The following is a 16,159-nucleotide window of genomic DNA, read 5'->3' as shown; positions in this document are numbered from 1 at the left end:
ACTATTCTTTTATTACCTCTGGAACAGAATTAGCCCCTATTCCTATTATGCTTTTAAAATATTCTCTAACCATCGCCTCTCCAAAAGCTGAACCAGAAAGATGACTATCTGCTGCTTTTCCGAAACGATTGCTTAATACTGCCGAACCAGCCTGAACAGCCCATTTATTAAATGATTCTGGCATTGTAGGTCCATCTCCTTCCATAATATTATTAGGTGTCCTAGTAAATGTTTCTCCAAAAATTGCAGGACCAATTCCTGGAACTATTGAACTTAACGATGAAACCATGTTTATTTTTCCTGCATTTCTTCCATTAGAATAATACTGTAATGTTGCATTTGTTACAGCATATGTTACAGCAGAACCCCAAGTTACTTGAGACCATGCCGCTGCTCCTTCTGATGCCAAATATGCATATCCCGCTGCTCCTTCTGACCACAAATAAGCTCCTCCAGCCGCTAAACTACCTGATGCTGCCAATACTGGTAAAGTAACTACACCAGCTGCCATAACTGCATGTACAGGGTCTTTGTCTGGACCATATTCTCCAGAAGAAACATGTCTTTCTGATTTATAAAAAGATTCCCCTCCAGCCATTTGACTTTCGTAACGGTAATGATTTTTATTGAATTCTGCTCTAGCTTCCTGCAATGAAGTTCCTTTAAATTTCGCCAATGTTTCGGCTGTATCTCCTTTATCAGCAACTAAAGTACCCGAAGAATCTCGATGCCAATCAGGAGCAAGCCCAGTAGGGTCAGTATAATAAATTGGATTATCATTAAACACAGCATACGGAGAAATCGAAGCATTTTTTATGGGGTCTTGTTGATTTCTCATGCCTATTCTTACATTCAAGCTATAACCACCAAAATCATAACTATTTCCAATTCCCATGATTTCATCGTCTTTTTCATGAGAACCAAACCCATATCGATATTCGTTGGTATTGCCATGTCTGGTTGGAACTTGCATACCAAAAGGATAACACCTTATACTCTTTTCAAAGACCTTATAAAAACTGCTTTACTTTCTTAACTTCTACCATACGCCAAAACCTAATACCAGAATCATATCTAGTATTAGGTTTTGTTGTTTTAATCGATGCTCTTACTAAATCATTTAGGCTTACTAATTATTAGAAATCCTATAATTAACTTTTGCCTTAAGAAAATTAGTGAATTCAGTATCGAATTTATCAATTCGGAAAGTATATTTTTTATCGCCAACGGTTACTCTAAATCTAATAGTCGTTCCGTCATATCTATTAGAACTTATTAGAGCTTCTTTCACCTGATTATAATTTACTTTCATTTCTTTTTTTAAAAGATAAAATTTAACAATCATATAATCCTCGTACAAATAAAGTCTTACTGCATTATATCTAGAAAAAAAAATCAACAAAATAGCCATAGACTGAACCCACAGAAAGACTGTAATATTAAAATCATCCCAAGACAAAACACAACAAATACTATAAATTGATATCCCAGCTAAAAGTGGAAATAATGTTTTTATCCATGATACTTTTCGAACTAACAAACAATTATTATTATTATTATTATTATTATTATTGTTCATTTTTTTCTTGATTAAGTTCACTTGCACTTTGTGCATCTCCTGCTGATGTAGCAGCATTAATCATTGTATCTGGCAAAACTGTTGTTGATTGCAATTCTTTTATAGTTTTGAAATTATATATGTTTCCTACGTTGCTAAACATATTAGCGGCATCAATGAAAAACTTTGCATACAAAACTGCTTTTTGAGCATTTTCATTTCCTTCCGTTAACTTACTAGAAATACCCGTAAGTTGGTCTACATCTGAAGCGGCTCCTGCATAACCAAGTATACCTGCCTCACCAGCAAGTAGTGTAGGTCCTGCCACTACCAAACTAACTCCTGCAACATAATTTTTTGCTGTATTCATACCCGCAGCCATTCTTGCGCTTTTGTGTGCTTCCTTAAGCACTTGTAAAAAACTAGGAATTGACCTGTCAATAGGAGTTGGGTCGTAGGAAATGGTACTACCAAACTCACTAGAACCAATGGTAAACGTACCTTTATTTAAACCAATAAATCCACTATTTTTATACTTTTCACCATTCATTCCTCCTATTGTGTATGATTTATATCCTGACGAAAATAATTCTGGTGAATTTGAAAATGCATCCCAAAATTGTTTTTTGTATTGCATAAATTCTTTAATAGTTATTGGCTCATATAATGCTGAGTGCTTAACCCCAACGTAATCAGTTGACTTTAACAAAGTTTTAGAATCTAAAACTTCTCTTCTGATTTTTCCTGCAACTGTTGTATGCATAATAACTATTCTTTCTTCTAAACCATCCAAATCAATCGCTACGATTGGTTTATTTCCAGCAAATTGATAAGGTGTATACCATGGGAAAGACTTAAATAATGGGTCTTGTGATAAGAATTTCCCAATTCTTGGGTCATAAACTCTAAAGCCATAATCATATTGTAATCCCTCACCTTTGATTTCACTATCTTTTTCTTTTCCATTAAAACCATATCTGTACTCGTTGGTATTACCATGTCTTGTAGGAACAAGCATTCCAAAAGGGTAATAATCAGAATAACTAAGAACGTCTGGCATGAAATTATTTCCACCTATCAATTTTCTATCTGAAATAACAGATAAAACATTTCCTAAATGGTTTGACAACTCATATTGTTTGTCTCCTACAAAACGATATGCGGTTGCTGGTGTACCTGGCGTGGTATTTTCTCCTTTACTTTTGTAAATCCGTATCATCCGCGTCCCATTGCGGTAAAAAGGCAAGCTAAAAACCTGTTTTAACAAATATGGACTACAAAAATCAATCAAAAACGAGTATATTTGAGAACTTTAAAATTATGCAACCATGAATCCGAAAATCCTTATAAGTTCGTTAGTTATTTCCTCAATCCTTTTTATTTCTTGCAAAAAAGAATTAGAACCTCAGGAAAGTACACCAGCCTCAGAATTGGTAAAATTAGGATTAGCACAAGATACTACCAAAGCAAATTCGACAGTTCAAACCCCTGCACCTGCTGCAAACCCAAATACAGTAATGGGCGCTACAGGAGGAGTTAATCCAGCACACGGGCAACCAGGTCACCGTTGTGATGTTGCAGTTGGAGCGCCTTTAAATTCGCCTTCTTCTCAGCCTGCACAACAAGTTACAACACAAACGCAAGCCGCACCTACAACTGCCGTAGTTACAAATACTACGCCACAGCCAACAACTACTAAAACTCCTAAAGGAATGAATCCTCCTCACGGACAAGCAGGACATCGTTGTGATATTGCTGTTGGAGCACCATTAAATTCTGCAGCTGCAAAAACAACTACAACACAAACTACTACTGCACAACCTGCATCGGGCACCGTTAGTCAGCAAGTAACTGTACCTCCTCCTCCAGCAGGTTCAACTAATTATGCTGTTACTGCTCCTGGAATGAATCCGCCACACGGACAAGAAGGACACCGTTGCGATATTGCTGTTGGTGCAGCATTACCAAAATCATAAACCCAACGAATTCGTTCGATTAACATAAAAACAAAACCCGAATACTTTAAATATGTATTCGGGTTTTTTATTTTTTTTATTTAAAAGATACTTTATTCTATTTCAAAAATAGCTTGAATTTCTACAACCGAGTTTATTGGTAACGAAGCCGCTCCAATTGTAGCTCTTGCATGTTTTCCTTTTTCTCCAAAAACCAATGCAGTTAAATTAGAAGCTGAGTTCATAATCCCTGCGTGTTGCGTATAATCTGGGGTTGTATTAAAATATCCTGTTAACTGAACACATTGCTTTACTTTGTTCAAATCGCCACCACAAGCTTCTTTTAAAACTGCAATAACGTTAAGCATTGTTTGATACGTTGCTTCTTTAGCTTGCTCCTCTGTAACCGTTGCACCAACTTTACCCGGATTTAATATTTTACCATCTTTTAACGCTACCTGATTAATGTATACTTTATTATTCGAAATTGTATAAGGCACATAGTTTCCAACTGGTTTAGGAGCTTCTGGAAGCACAATATTATTATCTTTTAATGTTTTATTGACATCGATATTCCCTTTACTTTCTACCGAAGTTGTTTTTACCTCTTTTGCACTTTCTGTATTTTTTAATCCTGAAGCCACTCTTGCCAAGGCTTTTCCTTGTTCTTTCGCCAAATTCAATTCGCTGGCAGATGGTCGTGTACCAACAGAACCAGCTAAAGAAGTTGCTCCAAAAGGAGTATTTCCTTGAGGAACTGATTTATCTAGCGTAGCTGTTCCCATAATTCCTGTAGGTACAATTACCATTCCGTGGGAAGCTAGTATATTCCAAAAAGATAATATTGCTGCTTCTTTTCCTGCACCTGATCCTGCTGACATAAAAACTGTTGCTGGTTTTCCCTCTAAAGCTCTTGAAGTCCAAAGCGGAATACTCTTGCTGAAAAAGTAATTCATATCGGCACTTATATTAGCAAAATGAACTGGACTCCCGAATGCGATTCCGTCATAATTTGCTAATTCCTCAATAGTTGCTATTGGTAATTTCTCAACCTCAGCATTCAATTTTTCTTTCGGATTAATAGAAGCAACACGTTTTATTGTCGCTTTTGTATTTGGATATCCCTGGATTCCTTCAGCCATAGCTTTCGCCATTTTATATGTTCCTCCATTTTGAGAATGAATAAGAACCAGAACATTTGTTTCTGATGATTTTACTTGCGCATTTACACCAAAACCTATAAGAACTGCGGTTAAGAATGCGAGTAGTTGATTTTTCATGAATTTATTTTAAATGATTTATTATTTGATAACCCAAATCAAATTACTTGCCTTTCTATAAAGGACAAATCTATTTTTGGGGACTGCAAAATTACTTTTTACAACAGCGAAAAGCGTTATTATTATCTTAATTTTATTTTTGGGTTACGCAGAGATTCACAAAGAATCCACAGAGTTACACAAAGATTCATGTACAAGAAAATCAAAAACACACACCAACAGAACCCCATCGGGCTGACATATCGAATCGTGGTAAATATATATGTCGCTTCGCTTGAGCTTTAGATTAGAAAAAAATCGGCTCAATCTGCAAAATCTGCGTGAAACAAAAATACAAACCCTTATAAACATATAGTTATGTTGCTGGAGCTTTAGATAAAAGCTAGAGAGTTATTTTTTTGCCACAGATTAAGGGATTAAAAAAGATTAATCATTCTAATCTGTGAAATCTGTGGCAAAAATTTCTAACTTACACAAAACAAATCACTCAATGTTATGAAAAAAGCAATTGTTTATGGAGCAAGCGGATTAGTTGGTTCTTATATTCTCGAAAATTTATTGAGTAATACTAATTACGAACAGATAATAATCGTTGTTCGGAAAGAGTTAGACATTAAGCATCCAAAACTAAAAACCCTTATTGATGATTTTCAATCTTTACCCAATGTAGTTAAAGACATCGCCATAGACGAAGTTTACATTGCCCTAGGAACTACCCAAAAGAAAACACCCGATAAAAAAATCTATTACCAAATAGACCATGATTATCCTGTATTGGCAGCAAAACTAGCTAAAGAAAATGGAGCAAAATCTGTCTTTTTAGTTTCTGCCGTTGGAGCAAGCCCAAGTTCATCGGTTTTTTACGTTAAAACAAAAGGAGAAATGGAACAAGATATTATTAGCTTGAATTTTGACCATACTTATATCTTCCGACCTTCGATGATTTTAGGAAACAGAAAAGAAAGCCGACCTCTGGAAAAAGTATTCATAGGAATATTTAAATTTATCAATCCGTTATTCATAGGAAACCTAAGTAAATACAAAGGTATTGAAGCAAGTGATATAGCCAAGGCAATGGTTAACGCTGCTAATAACAGCAACGACAAAATCAAAATATTGCATTGGAAGGAAATGACAACTTTACTAAAATAAAAAAAGGCATTATCTCAAATTAGATAATGCCTTTTACATTTATTAGTATTTAGATTAATACTCTTTCATTTTTTCGAAAGTAGTAGTAAGTGATTTTTTGATTTTACCTAAAGCACCTTGGAAAGCTTTTTCAAGCGTATCGGCGTGGTCAGTAACTGTAATAGGTTGTAGTTTTACTGGACGAACTTCAATCACACATTTTTTATCGTTTACGCTGAATTTCTCTCCGTTTTCATCTCCAAAATGCACTTCGATACGAGTAATTTTGTTATCAAAACGTGCTAAAGACTTTTCTAATTCTCCAGAGAAATAAGCTTCTAATCTTTCGTGTCCATCAATGTTTTTGTCGGTGTTGATTTGAATTTTCATCTTACTATATGTTTAATGTTTGTTTCTCAAAGCTATCGAAAATTGAATTAAGAAACGAATAAGTTAATAAAACATTATGAAAATAAATGGAGATTTTTGGATGCTTTTGTCAGACTGAGCGGAGTCGAAATCCTGCAACCATAATTAAATTAAGAATTCTGTTTTTCAACAATTGCGTTCCGAATTTCAAGAATACAGAAATCTAAATTCTTTTTGATGTCATTACTCCAGAAACGCAAAATCTTCCAGTTTTGAGACTCTAAATACGCATTGACTTCTATATCTCGTTGCATATTTCGTTCGATTTTTTTGATCCAGAATTCAGGATTAGTTTGTGGCTTTTTTCTAGTTTCCCAATCTTTACCATGAAAGAATTCTGAATCTACAAAAATGGCAATTTTGAGTTTTTTAAATGTAAAGTCCGGTTTACCAAAAACTGTTTTGTTATTTTTTCTGTATCTATAACCTAGATTCAATAATGCTTTTGCCAAAGTAACTTCGGCTTTTGTTGCTGTGCTTTTGATGGCACGCATGTTTTTTGAGCGTTGTTCTGGATTATGGACATCCATAATTTGTAATTATTAAAGATGATGAGATTTAATAATTTGTAGTATTTAATTATTTATAAATTGTTTAGATAATGTTTTATAATTTATATTTAAGACAAGTTAAACTTGAGAATCTTTAACATGTTTTACGAAATTATCAAGAGTCAGAATTTTGCCTCTAAATTCTTCTGGAAAACTTTTAAGATATGGCTTTGGAACAACCAAGCACACATCATATTTGTACATTTCTTGTAATTGATTTTTAGAAATTCCTTGCTGAAGCGTAAATAAATGTTTTGTTTTTATCTTATCAGCTTCGTTTAGAATTTGTCTCCATCTATCTTTACATGTCGTTTTTGAAGCTAGTGTAATTAGCTTCTTGTTATCAAAATGTGGATTATGATATGAATCTAGATCAGGAAAAAGAAAATCAGGTTTTTTGTTATCTTCAGTTACAGATTGAGTGCTATATTTAATATCAAAATTATTAAAGATTTCAGAAAGATGATGCTCTAAAGATTTTCCTGCTCTACTTTTTCTTCTGTTTAAAATTGTATTAGCAGTACTGATTAAATCTTCAACAGATGAAAAATGAGTTTTAAGAATGTTATCATATCTATCATTTTCAATAGTTTTAAATAAATTAAATTCTGTATTTAACCAATTTAAGATTTCTCTATCTGGATTATTTTGAATCACTAATTTTGTAGTTCCAAAAGAATTAATATAACAGTTTCTTGAATTAAATGCTAATTCATATGTAGAGGGGAAATCGGTTTTTAAAGTTTTAATATATTCAGAAAAGCAATTTAAAATTTTATCCTCAGATGAAAGCTCATTTTGTTTAGGTATAATTCCATTTATATCTGTTGATGAAATGTTTAGATTATTTAGAAAACCATCAATTTCTTCATCATGTGACAAAACAAAAGCTTCATAATAATCATCATTTTTTTTGCAAATAATCAAAATATCTCCGATGTTTTCATCATTTAAAAAAGGAAAACCCTTACCGAATCTAGTTAAACGATATTCATTTCTAGTTCCAGTTCCATAATAAATAAAACGACTTGTAGTTTCAAAATCGTTTTGCCATTTAATCGTTATAAATTTATCCTTATTAGCCCCCTTTTGCCCTTGTTCTTTAAAAAAAAGGTTCCATGAGTTTTTATGAATATGAAATCCCGATTGATGCCCTCCAGTTGAACCTACATCATTTGCAGTGATATATTTACAGAAAGAAATCTCAGAATTTTGAACTGATTCAACTGCTTTACTTAATATGCTCTCCATTAAATGTTGCTATTTCTTTGATTAGACATTCTCCTACTGCTTGCATAAGAGGAGATACTACCGAATTCCCAAATTGCTTATAAGCCTGATTATCAGATACCGGAATAACAAAACTATCTGGAAATCCTTGAAGTCGGGCACACTCTCTTGGCACTAATCTTCTAGGATTTTTACCTTCTTGAGGAATTAATATTTCTGCACCGTCTTTATAATATCTAGCACTCATTGTTCTTGAAATTCCATTTAAATCTGCTAAACCAAATCCAAAACCATTTCCTTTAGCTTTGTGTTTTTTAGCATATTCTTGTAAATAGTTCCAAAGCTTGTCTGACAAAGTGTACTTTGGGTCAACTTCAGGTAAAAGAATATCCTTCAATGCGAATTTTGTATCACTCATTTCGGGGAATTTGAAATTTTCTTTTCCTTTAAAATATTCATTATCAAATCCAACAATTATAATTCTTTCCCTGTGTTGAGGAACAAAATGTTTACCGTCTAAAACTTTAAAATAAATAGTATAATTTAATTCTCTTAATGTCTTTTGGATAACTTTAAAAGTGTTGCCTTTGTCGTGAGATACAAGATTCTTGACATTTTCTAACATAAAAGTTTTAGGCCTTTTATGTTTAAGAATTCGTGCTATATCAAAGAAAAGAGTTCCTTGTGTTTCATCCAGAAAACCATGTTTTCTACCTAAAGCATTCTTTTTTGAAACTCCTGCAATGGAAAATGGCTGACATGGAAAACCTGCTAATAAAACATCATGATCAGGAATTTCGGTTTCATTTATTTGTGTTATATCTCCAAAAGGAACTTTTCCAAAATTTGCTTCGTATGTTTTTTTTGAATAAGTATCCCATTCACTAGTAAAAACACATTTGCCTCCTAAATTTTGATATGCTAGTCTTATACCGCCAATGCCTGCAAATAAATCAATAAATTTAAAATCTGGTTTTTTAGGCGGAGGAAATGGTATATCCCATTTAATGGGCAAATAATATTGAAAATTAGGTTCTTCAATAATATTTAATTTCTCATGCAAATCCGTTAAATATTCTACAGCATCACTTTTAAAATATTGCGATACTCCATTTGTATGGTTTTGAAAATAATGAGTAAGTTGAGCAAGCCCATTATCTGTTTTTTTATCAACTTCAATTTGAAGTTTTCCTCTTATATCCGAATACTTTTTCACCCTCTTCATTTCTTAAATTCATTATTGTTAAAAAAAGTTCCAAAATCAGTATCAAGAGCATTGATTATTTTGTCTAAAATCTTAACTGTTACATTCCTTTTCCCTGTCTCTACTTTTGTCATGTAAGTCCTATCTACTTCAGCTAGGTTAGCTAATGCTTCTTGTGAGATTTTTTTTTCTTTTCTTAATTCTCGAATTCGGTCGCCAATTTTAATATTGATATCCATTAATTTGTCCTATTGAGATGAAACAAAACTATCTAAATGTTGCTTTTTGTACAACGGCATAAGAGTCACTTTTCATCAATAACTAACACTGATAATTCTGAATTTTGGCACAAAAAAAACGCCAATCTCTCGATTGGCGTTTAAGTCATTTTACATGAATGACAATATTATACTAGTACTAAAACCCTACTTATTCTTTTCTTCTTTCTTCCCCCATTTAATTTTGATTTTCCCACCATCATCGACGGCTAATAAATGTAAAACGATTCCTCGGTTACGAACGGCATCACGCTCGGCTTTGGAAGCTAATTTCACATCATTTTTAGAGTTTCGGAGTGGAATTGTCAGGGCTAAATTGGTTTCATGACCTAGAGAATAAATTCCGGCAACATCAAAATTAAGAACGCTTGAACTTACTCTTAAACTATTCACATCTATATTCTGCCCTCTCAAGATAACATCGCCAGATAAATTACTAAACGTAATATTCTTTACATCACGAAACGGAAATGCAAACTTCCCGATTTTTACAATAGGCTCAAAATTGATTAAAGCGCCATTATTGACTTTGAAGTTAACATTACCTGTCACAGAGTTTTTAATTAAGTCTCCTTTGGAATCCATTATTCCGGCAACACTTGCTTTGGATGTTAGCTTTCCTTTAATATCTTTTGCGTCGAATGATTTAATATCAAAATTATTGAATGAGGTTAAGAACTTTGTAATATCTACATTGGTAACCTCTGCATCTGATTTAAAATTATACTTATTCCCATTTGGGTTTAATACAGCCGAGAAAGCAATTGTTCCTCCTGCGGTTTGCAAGAATCCGTTTTGTACCGTTACATTAGAATTTGTTAACCTAATAGTTGCTTTTGCATTTGTTGCTGCTAATTTGGCATAAACAAGCTTATCCATATTAAGCTGTAAGACTACTTGACATTTATTTATTACGGTATGAAGCTGATCTGAAAAACTCTCATGATTTGCTGGCTTTTTACTGACCTGCTTATTTTTTTGGGTTGCAGCAATAACTCCCAGAAATTGTTTTATATCGATACTTGGACTATAAATTTTCCAATCTACAAGCATTTTTTCGGGTGCATCATAATACAGATTCAGGAAATTATCGACTCTTCCTTCTACAAAAACAGTATTACGGCGATCCTTGAATGCGAATTTTTTAATTACCAATGCCTGTTCGGTAAAATCTAGCTGAATATAAGTTTTCTCGAAAGTAAGTCCTTTGGGAATATACTTTAAGCTGGTGTTAGCAACCCGAACGCTTCCTATGAATTTTGGTTTTCGGAAGTATAAATCGACGATATCACATTCGAATTTAAAATTGACTTTGGCTTGACCATTGGAAAAGCGCATTAAATCGGCATTGATTATATTGTTGAGTTTTGTAACATCAAAATCGGCGTTTAGGATTCCTGTTGCAACTGGTTTATCAAAATTATGAATCATTGCATCTGGAATTACAAAAGGAATTGTGTTATATGCTCCTTTAAATCCATGTATTATTACCGCTGAATTGGAATCATAACAGCCTAACTCTTCCTTGAGTATATTTGTGAATTTCCCATTGAAGGTACAATCTGAAATTAATCCGTCGGGAATGCGTAATTCATTGTCTTTAACTTCGGCTACTACATTTATTTTAGGATCGCCTTCGGAATTTAAATCTCCATCGATTGTACAGGTTACACCGATTGGGTCTTTTAAATCATACCATTTTAGCTTGGAACTAATATTATTGGCTAGCAAATAGGTGGCGTTTTTCCAGAGGATTCTGGTTTTGATTTCGATACCAAAATTGGAACTGGTTTTACCTACATCAAAATAGGATTTAACATCAAATTTATCTCCTCCTATTTCGAGTCCATCAACGTCGGCAGTGATTTTATTTTTATCGGCTTTATAAGCAACGGCAATAATTCCTCTGATTCGTTTGTCTTTGGCAAAACTTCCTTTTTCGGTATTAAATGCCATGCTTTTTACATTGGTATCGACAAAAAGATTGGTCTTAAAATCGCTTCCATCGTAATCGATTTTGGCTTTTAATGCTGCAACTTCAAAATCAAAGAGTTTATTTCGCGGTTTGTTTTCGGAGATAAAATGCACGTTGGTCATACTTATTTCGTCTACCAATGTAGTTTTTCCGCTTTCTTTTGTGTCTTTCTTAGGCTTTTTTCTGAAGATGTCCGAATTTGTAATTCCGTTTGGACCTTTGTACAAATCGAGTGTTGCGTCGTTGATTTCAATTTTATGAAAATCGATTTTATCGGATATTAAACTCAGAATATTCAATCGTACTTCTATTTCTTTTGCGGTAAGAAATGTTCGTTTATGCATTGCCCACAAACTATCTTTTAGCTCGACATCTTTTAATGCTAATGTAAGATTAGGAAATCCTGTTAAGAATTTATACTGAATATCACCAATGTGTATCGTTCCGCTAATGTTGTCGTTTATCTTATCATTTATCCTGACAACGATTTTATCTTTATTGTGATTAAAATAATAGGCTAATCCTCCCGATGCAAGTAGTAATAATGCGATAAGACCTAGGAAGAAAAACCCAATGCGCTTGGCATATTTTTTAAAATGACTTGTTTGTACAAAGTATTTTATTTTATTAATAATTTGTTTCATGCTAAGTAATTTTAAGATGGGAGTATTAAAGGTAGTCTAAAACTGTATAAATAGCAGTATTTTTCTACACAAAAATGCCTTTACAGAAAACAAGTCCTATAAAGGCATTTTATTATTATGAATTTCTATGGCTCTAGCCCTGATGCCCCGAAGTCTCGGGAGGCATCCTTTTTATAAGGTTTTTTCACCTTATAAAAAGATATAGCGGACAGCAGGAAATTGCTCCTAAAAACTAAAATACTGTTATTTAACGGGATGCGCTTGTCTGAATTCTTTTAAGACCTCATCGATAACCCAAGTGGTTCTTGCTGCCGAAACGCCGCGAGACGGACAACCCGGAGTACCAAGTAATTCCTGCACGATGGTTTCGATAAGTGGTTGCTGGATGTGCAACGGATTATCTATTGGGAAACTTTCTGTTTTTCCGTCTTTATCCTCAAGTTGTACGGGGTCGTTGCCAAAGGTTGAAAAGGAAATTTTGCCTTTATCGCCCACAATTTCAACAATATCATGGCGACGGTGACTACCAAAATTCCATAATCCTGTGCCATGAACTCCGTTTTCGAATAAGAACGACATCGAAACGCTATCTTCGGCGGGATATGCCATAAGTTGCGATGTGGCGTGACCTCGAACGGACTTAATTGGTCCGAAAACAAAATCTAGAAAATCTAACGTATGGCATGCTAAATCGACAAATATTCCGCCACCTGAAAGATGTGGTAAAACTGTCCAAGGCAAGTTAATTTCGTCGTCGTATCTTTTTTCAAACGAATGATACAAAACACAATTTACGTGTCTTGGAGTTCCGATGATTCCGTTATCTATTAGTTCTTTTATTTTTAGGAAACGAGGCAAACATCTTCTGTAATACGCCACAAATAATGGTACATTGTGTTCTTTGCAAGCGCTTATCATTTCGTTGCATTCTTCGAAGTTTAACGCCATTGGTTTTTCGACATAAACAGGTTTTCCTGCTTTGGCACATAACAGCGTATATTCTTTATGAGATGATGGCGGCGTTGCAATATACACGGCATCGACATCGGGATCATTTATTAAATCGGCAGCATTTGAATACCATTTTGGCACATTATGACGTTTTGCATAATCTTCTGCCAAAGCAGCGTCTCTACGCATTACTGCAACTAATGCTGAGTTTTTTGTTTTCTGAAATGCAGGTCCACTTTTAACTTCGGTTACATTACCACAACCTATAATTCCCCATCTAACAATTTTCATGTTTCTATTATTTTGATATTTCAAATTTAGTTTAAACTACATAAAAGTTAGCCACGAATTTTAAACTTTGTGTTCTTTGAGAGAAATTTTCCTGTCACAGATTAAAGGGTTAAAGAGATTTAAAAAAATATTTGTCACTACTTGCACTAACTTTATCGAATTTTTAATGAGAGCAAAAACTATACATGTAGTATTTAAACTCAAAACACAAACTAACTTCAATATTGTTACAAGAAAGACAAGATTTAGGATAAGATATTCCGAATAGAAAAAATCCGTTTTTGTCCGCGTTTTTCACTTTAGTGAATCCGTTTCATCCGCGTTCTATTCACCGTAATCTATTGTGGTTTGCTTAGTAGAGTTTCTTGTGGAGATTCTTCGTGCCTCAGAAAGACAAGATTGAGGAAAAACATTGCGTATCCCTTTGTGCCCTTTGCGTAAATCCTTGTGAACTCTGCGGTTAATTTTCTTGCTTCGCGGTTAACTCTCTACAAACAACAAAAAAAACAGGCTTCTCTAAATTAGAAAAGCCTGCTTTTAAATATTTTAATTCTTAAGTATTACTTTTTCGGTAATGCTTTAAAACCCATATTATACAATGTAAATGCCTGAATATCGACATTTTCCTGAATTGTAGCTGCTACAGATTTTCCTGCTCCGTGTCCTGCTTTTACATCGATACGAATTAAAACTGGATTGTCTCCTGTTTGTTTTTCTTGTAATTCGGCTGCAAATTTAAAACTATGTGCTGGTACTACTCTATCATCATGGTCTCCTGTAGTTACCATTGTTGCTGGGTAATGAACTCCATTTTTTACATTATGAACTGGTGAATATCCTTTAATGTATTCAAACATTTCTTTGCTATCCTGAGCTGTTCCATAATCGTATGCCCAACCTGCTCCTGCTGTAAATGTATGGTAACGCAACATATCCATAACTCCTACTGCTGGTAAAGCTACTTTCATTAATTCTGGACGTTGTGTCATTGTTGCTCCAACTAATAATCCTCCGTTTGATCCTCCGCGAATTGCTAAGAAATCTGAAGATGTGTATTTTTGAGCAATAAGATATTCGGCTGCTGCAATGAAATCATCAAATACATTTTGTTTTTGCATTTTTGTTCCTGCATCATGCCATTTTTTTCCGTACTCTCCTCCTCCACGAAGATTTGGAACTGCAAATACTCCACCGTTTTCCATCCAAACTGCATTTGCAATACTAAATGATGGTGTTAAGCTTGCATTAAATCCTCCGTAACCATATAAAATAGTTGGGTTTTTACCGTCTAATTTTAATCCTTTTTTATAAGTGATCATCATTGGTACCTTTGTTCCATCTTTTGAAGTATAGAATACTTGTTTTGATTCGTAATCGGCACTTTTGAAATCAACTTTAGGTTGCTGATAAATTTCTGATTTTCCAGATTTAACATCAAATGAGTAAATAGTTCCTGGAGTTGTGTAATTTGTAAATGAATAATACACTACTTTATCTGCTTTTTCTCCGCTAAATCCACCTGCTGTTCCTAACGCTGGAAGTTTTATTTCGCGAACTAATTTTCCTGTATAATCATATTGTTTTACTGCAGAAACAGCATCTTTCATATAATTTGCAAAGAAATATCCTCCTCCTGTTGATGGCGAAAGTACATTCTCTGTTTCAGCGATGAAATTTTTCCAGTTTTCTGGTTTCGGATTACTTACATCAACTGTTACAATACGTTTGTTTGGTGCATTTAAATCCGTTTCGATAAATAATTTAGTTCCTTCATTTTCGATAACATTATTATCGCTATTAAAGTTATCTACGATAGTAATAATTGGACTATTTTCTTTAGATAAATCTTTAATGTATAACTCATTTCCGTAAGTTGAGTTTGCTGCTGTAATCACCAAATACTTCATATCATCAGTTACTGAACCTCCAACATATCTTCTTTTTTGGTCAAGTCCAAAAACAACTTTATCGTCTTTTTGTGGAGTTCCTAACTTATGGAAATACAATTTGTGCTGATCTGTTTTAGCAGATAATTCGCTTCCTTTTGGTTTCTCATAACTAGAATAATAAAATCCTTCTTTTCCTTTCCAGGAAATTCCGCTAAATTTTACATCTACCAATGTATCTTCTAATACTTTACGAGTTTCTGTATCTATGATAATTACTTTTCTCCAATCGCTTCCTCCTTCAGAAATAGAATAAGCTGCAAGAGAACCGTCTTTACTAAAATCTAATCCTCCTAAAGATGTTGTTCCGTCTTTTGAGAATGTATTTGGGTCAAGAAAAACTTCATCTTTTCCGTTTACTCCTTTTTTATAAATTACAGATTGATTTTGTAATCCGTTGTTTTTAGAATAATATGTTGATTTTCCTTTTACAAAAGGAGCTCCAATTTTTTCATAGTTCCATAATTTCTCCATGCGGTTTTTCAACTCTTCACGAAAAGGAATTTGGTCTAAATAGGCATACGTAACTTTGTTTTCTGCTTTTACCCAAGCAGCAGTTTCAGCAGATTTATCATCTTCAAGCCAACGATATGGATCGTTTACTTTAGTGTCAAAATAGGTGTCAACTGTTTCTCCTTTTTTAGTATCAGGATACTTTATTGCATTTGATTTTTGACTTTGTCCAAACGCAACAGTTGTAGCGGTTATAGCCATTAGAATACTAATTTTTTTCATT

General features: G+C 33.8%; 14 protein-coding genes. 2 read left to right on the top strand and 12 right to left on the bottom strand.

What is annotated here, in order from left to right; all coding sequences use genetic code 11:
• Position 1 precedes the first annotated feature (1 nt).
• From B8T70_RS14950 to B8T70_RS14940, 3 genes are all read right to left on the bottom strand, one after another.
• The gene (locus tag B8T70_RS14950) at positions 2-973 is read right to left on the bottom strand and encodes a hypothetical protein (protein WP_039115260.1); all 972 of its coding nucleotides are present in this window, start codon (positions 971-973) and stop codon (positions 2-4) included.
• Positions 974-1,129: 156 nt separating this feature from the next.
• Positions 1,130-1,312 (bottom strand): hypothetical protein, encoded by a 183-nt coding sequence (locus B8T70_RS23625; RefSeq protein ID WP_123912114.1) that lies wholly within the window; start codon positions 1,310-1,312, stop codon positions 1,130-1,132.
• Between the two features lie 256 nt (positions 1,313-1,568).
• Entirely contained in the window at positions 1,569-2,777 is a 1,209-nt protein-coding gene (locus B8T70_RS14940; protein ID WP_086895355.1) for an RHS repeat domain-containing protein, read from the bottom strand.
• A 109-nt stretch (positions 2,778-2,886) separates the two neighbouring features.
• Between B8T70_RS14940 and B8T70_RS14935 the strand changes: the two genes are divergently transcribed.
• Positions 2,887-3,534, top strand: a complete 648-nt coding sequence (locus B8T70_RS14935; protein WP_086895354.1) for a hypothetical protein — start codon at positions 2,887-2,889, stop codon at positions 3,532-3,534.
• A 92-nt stretch (positions 3,535-3,626) separates the two neighbouring features.
• Here B8T70_RS14935 and wrbA read toward each other — a convergent pair whose 3' ends face one another.
• Positions 3,627-4,793: an NAD(P)H:quinone oxidoreductase gene (gene wrbA / locus B8T70_RS14930; RefSeq protein ID WP_086895353.1), complete on the bottom strand. Its 1,167-nt coding sequence runs from the start codon at positions 4,791-4,793 to the stop codon at positions 3,627-3,629.
• 495 nt (positions 4,794-5,288) lie between these two features.
• On the opposite strand from wrbA, the gene B8T70_RS14925 reads away from it, so the two are divergent.
• Positions 5,289-5,945, top strand: a complete 657-nt coding sequence (locus tag B8T70_RS14925) for an oxidoreductase (protein WP_086895352.1) — start codon at positions 5,289-5,291, stop codon at positions 5,943-5,945.
• 54 nt (positions 5,946-5,999) lie between these two features.
• On the opposite strand, the gene B8T70_RS14920 is transcribed toward B8T70_RS14925, so the two are convergent.
• From B8T70_RS14920 to B8T70_RS14885, 8 genes are all read right to left on the bottom strand, one after another.
• Positions 6,000-6,314: an HPF/RaiA family ribosome-associated protein gene (locus B8T70_RS14920; RefSeq protein ID WP_035622048.1), complete on the bottom strand. Its 315-nt coding sequence runs from the start codon at positions 6,312-6,314 to the stop codon at positions 6,000-6,002.
• Between the two features lie 149 nt (positions 6,315-6,463).
• Positions 6,464-6,883: a very short patch repair endonuclease gene (locus tag B8T70_RS14915; RefSeq protein ID WP_086895351.1), complete on the bottom strand. Its 420-nt coding sequence runs from the start codon at positions 6,881-6,883 to the stop codon at positions 6,464-6,466.
• A gap of 99 nt (positions 6,884-6,982) precedes the next feature.
• Positions 6,983-8,155, bottom strand: a complete 1,173-nt coding sequence (locus tag B8T70_RS14910) for a type II restriction endonuclease (protein WP_086895350.1) — start codon at positions 8,153-8,155, stop codon at positions 6,983-6,985.
• The gene (gene dcm, locus B8T70_RS14905) at positions 8,136-9,359 is read right to left on the bottom strand and encodes a DNA (cytosine-5-)-methyltransferase (RefSeq protein WP_086895349.1); all 1,224 of its coding nucleotides are present in this window, start codon (positions 9,357-9,359) and stop codon (positions 8,136-8,138) included. Before dcm ends, B8T70_RS14910 begins: the two co-directional genes overlap by 20 nt.
• Positions 9,356-9,577: a helix-turn-helix domain-containing protein gene (locus B8T70_RS14900; protein WP_086895348.1), complete on the bottom strand. Its 222-nt coding sequence runs from the start codon at positions 9,575-9,577 to the stop codon at positions 9,356-9,358. The genes dcm and B8T70_RS14900 overlap by 4 nt, the downstream gene beginning before the upstream one ends.
• 186 nt (positions 9,578-9,763) lie before the next feature.
• A complete protein-coding gene (locus B8T70_RS14895; RefSeq protein ID WP_086895347.1) occupies positions 9,764-12,235 on the bottom strand; it encodes an AsmA family protein in 2,472 nt (823 codons plus the stop codon).
• Between the two features lie 243 nt (positions 12,236-12,478).
• Positions 12,479-13,477 (bottom strand): Gfo/Idh/MocA family protein, encoded by a 999-nt coding sequence (locus tag B8T70_RS14890; RefSeq protein WP_086895346.1) that lies wholly within the window; start codon positions 13,475-13,477, stop codon positions 12,479-12,481.
• A 560-nt stretch (positions 13,478-14,037) separates the two neighbouring features.
• Positions 14,038-16,137 carry a prolyl oligopeptidase family protein gene (locus B8T70_RS14885; RefSeq protein WP_369827403.1) on the bottom strand — a complete coding sequence of 700 codons (2,100 nt, stop codon included), beginning with the start codon at positions 16,135-16,137 and terminating at the stop codon, positions 14,038-14,040.
• Positions 16,138-16,159: the final 22 nt, after the last annotated feature.

The organism is Flavobacterium sp. AJR (genome assembly GCF_002156885.1).
Classification (GTDB): Bacteria; Bacteroidota; Bacteroidia; order Flavobacteriales; family Flavobacteriaceae; genus Flavobacterium.
Note: the sequence above shows the minus strand (reverse complement) of the source record. Positions and strands in the feature narration are given on the sequence as shown.

What these genes read in the sequence shown, in the direction of transcription:
- B8T70_RS14950 (WP_039115260.1), bottom strand. Translation starts at nt 973, where the DNA reads ATGCAAGTTCCAACCAGACATGGCAATACCAACGAATATCGATATGGG.
- B8T70_RS23625 (WP_123912114.1), bottom strand. Translation starts at nt 1,312, where the DNA reads ATGAAAGTAAATTATAATCAGGTGAAAGAAGCTCTAATAAGTTCTAAT.
- B8T70_RS14940 (WP_086895355.1), bottom strand. Translation starts at nt 2,777, where the DNA reads ATGATACGGATTTACAAAAGTAAAGGAGAAAATACCACGCCAGGTACA.
- B8T70_RS14935 (WP_086895354.1), top strand. Translation starts at nt 2,887, where the DNA reads ATGAATCCGAAAATCCTTATAAGTTCGTTAGTTATTTCCTCAATCCTT.
- wrbA (WP_086895353.1), bottom strand. Translation starts at nt 4,793, where the DNA reads ATGAAAAATCAACTACTCGCATTCTTAACCGCAGTTCTTATAGGTTTT.
- B8T70_RS14925 (WP_086895352.1), top strand. Translation starts at nt 5,289, where the DNA reads ATGAAAAAAGCAATTGTTTATGGAGCAAGCGGATTAGTTGGTTCTTAT.
- B8T70_RS14920 (WP_035622048.1), bottom strand. Translation starts at nt 6,314, where the DNA reads ATGAAAATTCAAATCAACACCGACAAAAACATTGATGGACACGAAAGA.
- B8T70_RS14915 (WP_086895351.1), bottom strand. Translation starts at nt 6,883, where the DNA reads ATGGATGTCCATAATCCAGAACAACGCTCAAAAAACATGCGTGCCATC.
- B8T70_RS14910 (WP_086895350.1), bottom strand. Translation starts at nt 8,155, where the DNA reads ATGGAGAGCATATTAAGTAAAGCAGTTGAATCAGTTCAAAATTCTGAG.
- dcm (WP_086895349.1), bottom strand. Translation starts at nt 9,359, where the DNA reads ATGAAGAGGGTGAAAAAGTATTCGGATATAAGAGGAAAACTTCAAATT.
- B8T70_RS14900 (WP_086895348.1), bottom strand. Translation starts at nt 9,577, where the DNA reads ATGGATATCAATATTAAAATTGGCGACCGAATTCGAGAATTAAGAAAA.
- B8T70_RS14895 (WP_086895347.1), bottom strand. Translation starts at nt 12,235, where the DNA reads ATGAAACAAATTATTAATAAAATAAAATACTTTGTACAAACAAGTCAT.
- B8T70_RS14890 (WP_086895346.1), bottom strand. Translation starts at nt 13,477, where the DNA reads ATGAAAATTGTTAGATGGGGAATTATAGGTTGTGGTAATGTAACCGAA.
- B8T70_RS14885 (WP_369827403.1), bottom strand. Translation starts at nt 16,137, where the DNA reads ATGGCTATAACCGCTACAACTGTTGCGTTTGGACAAAGTCAAAAATCA.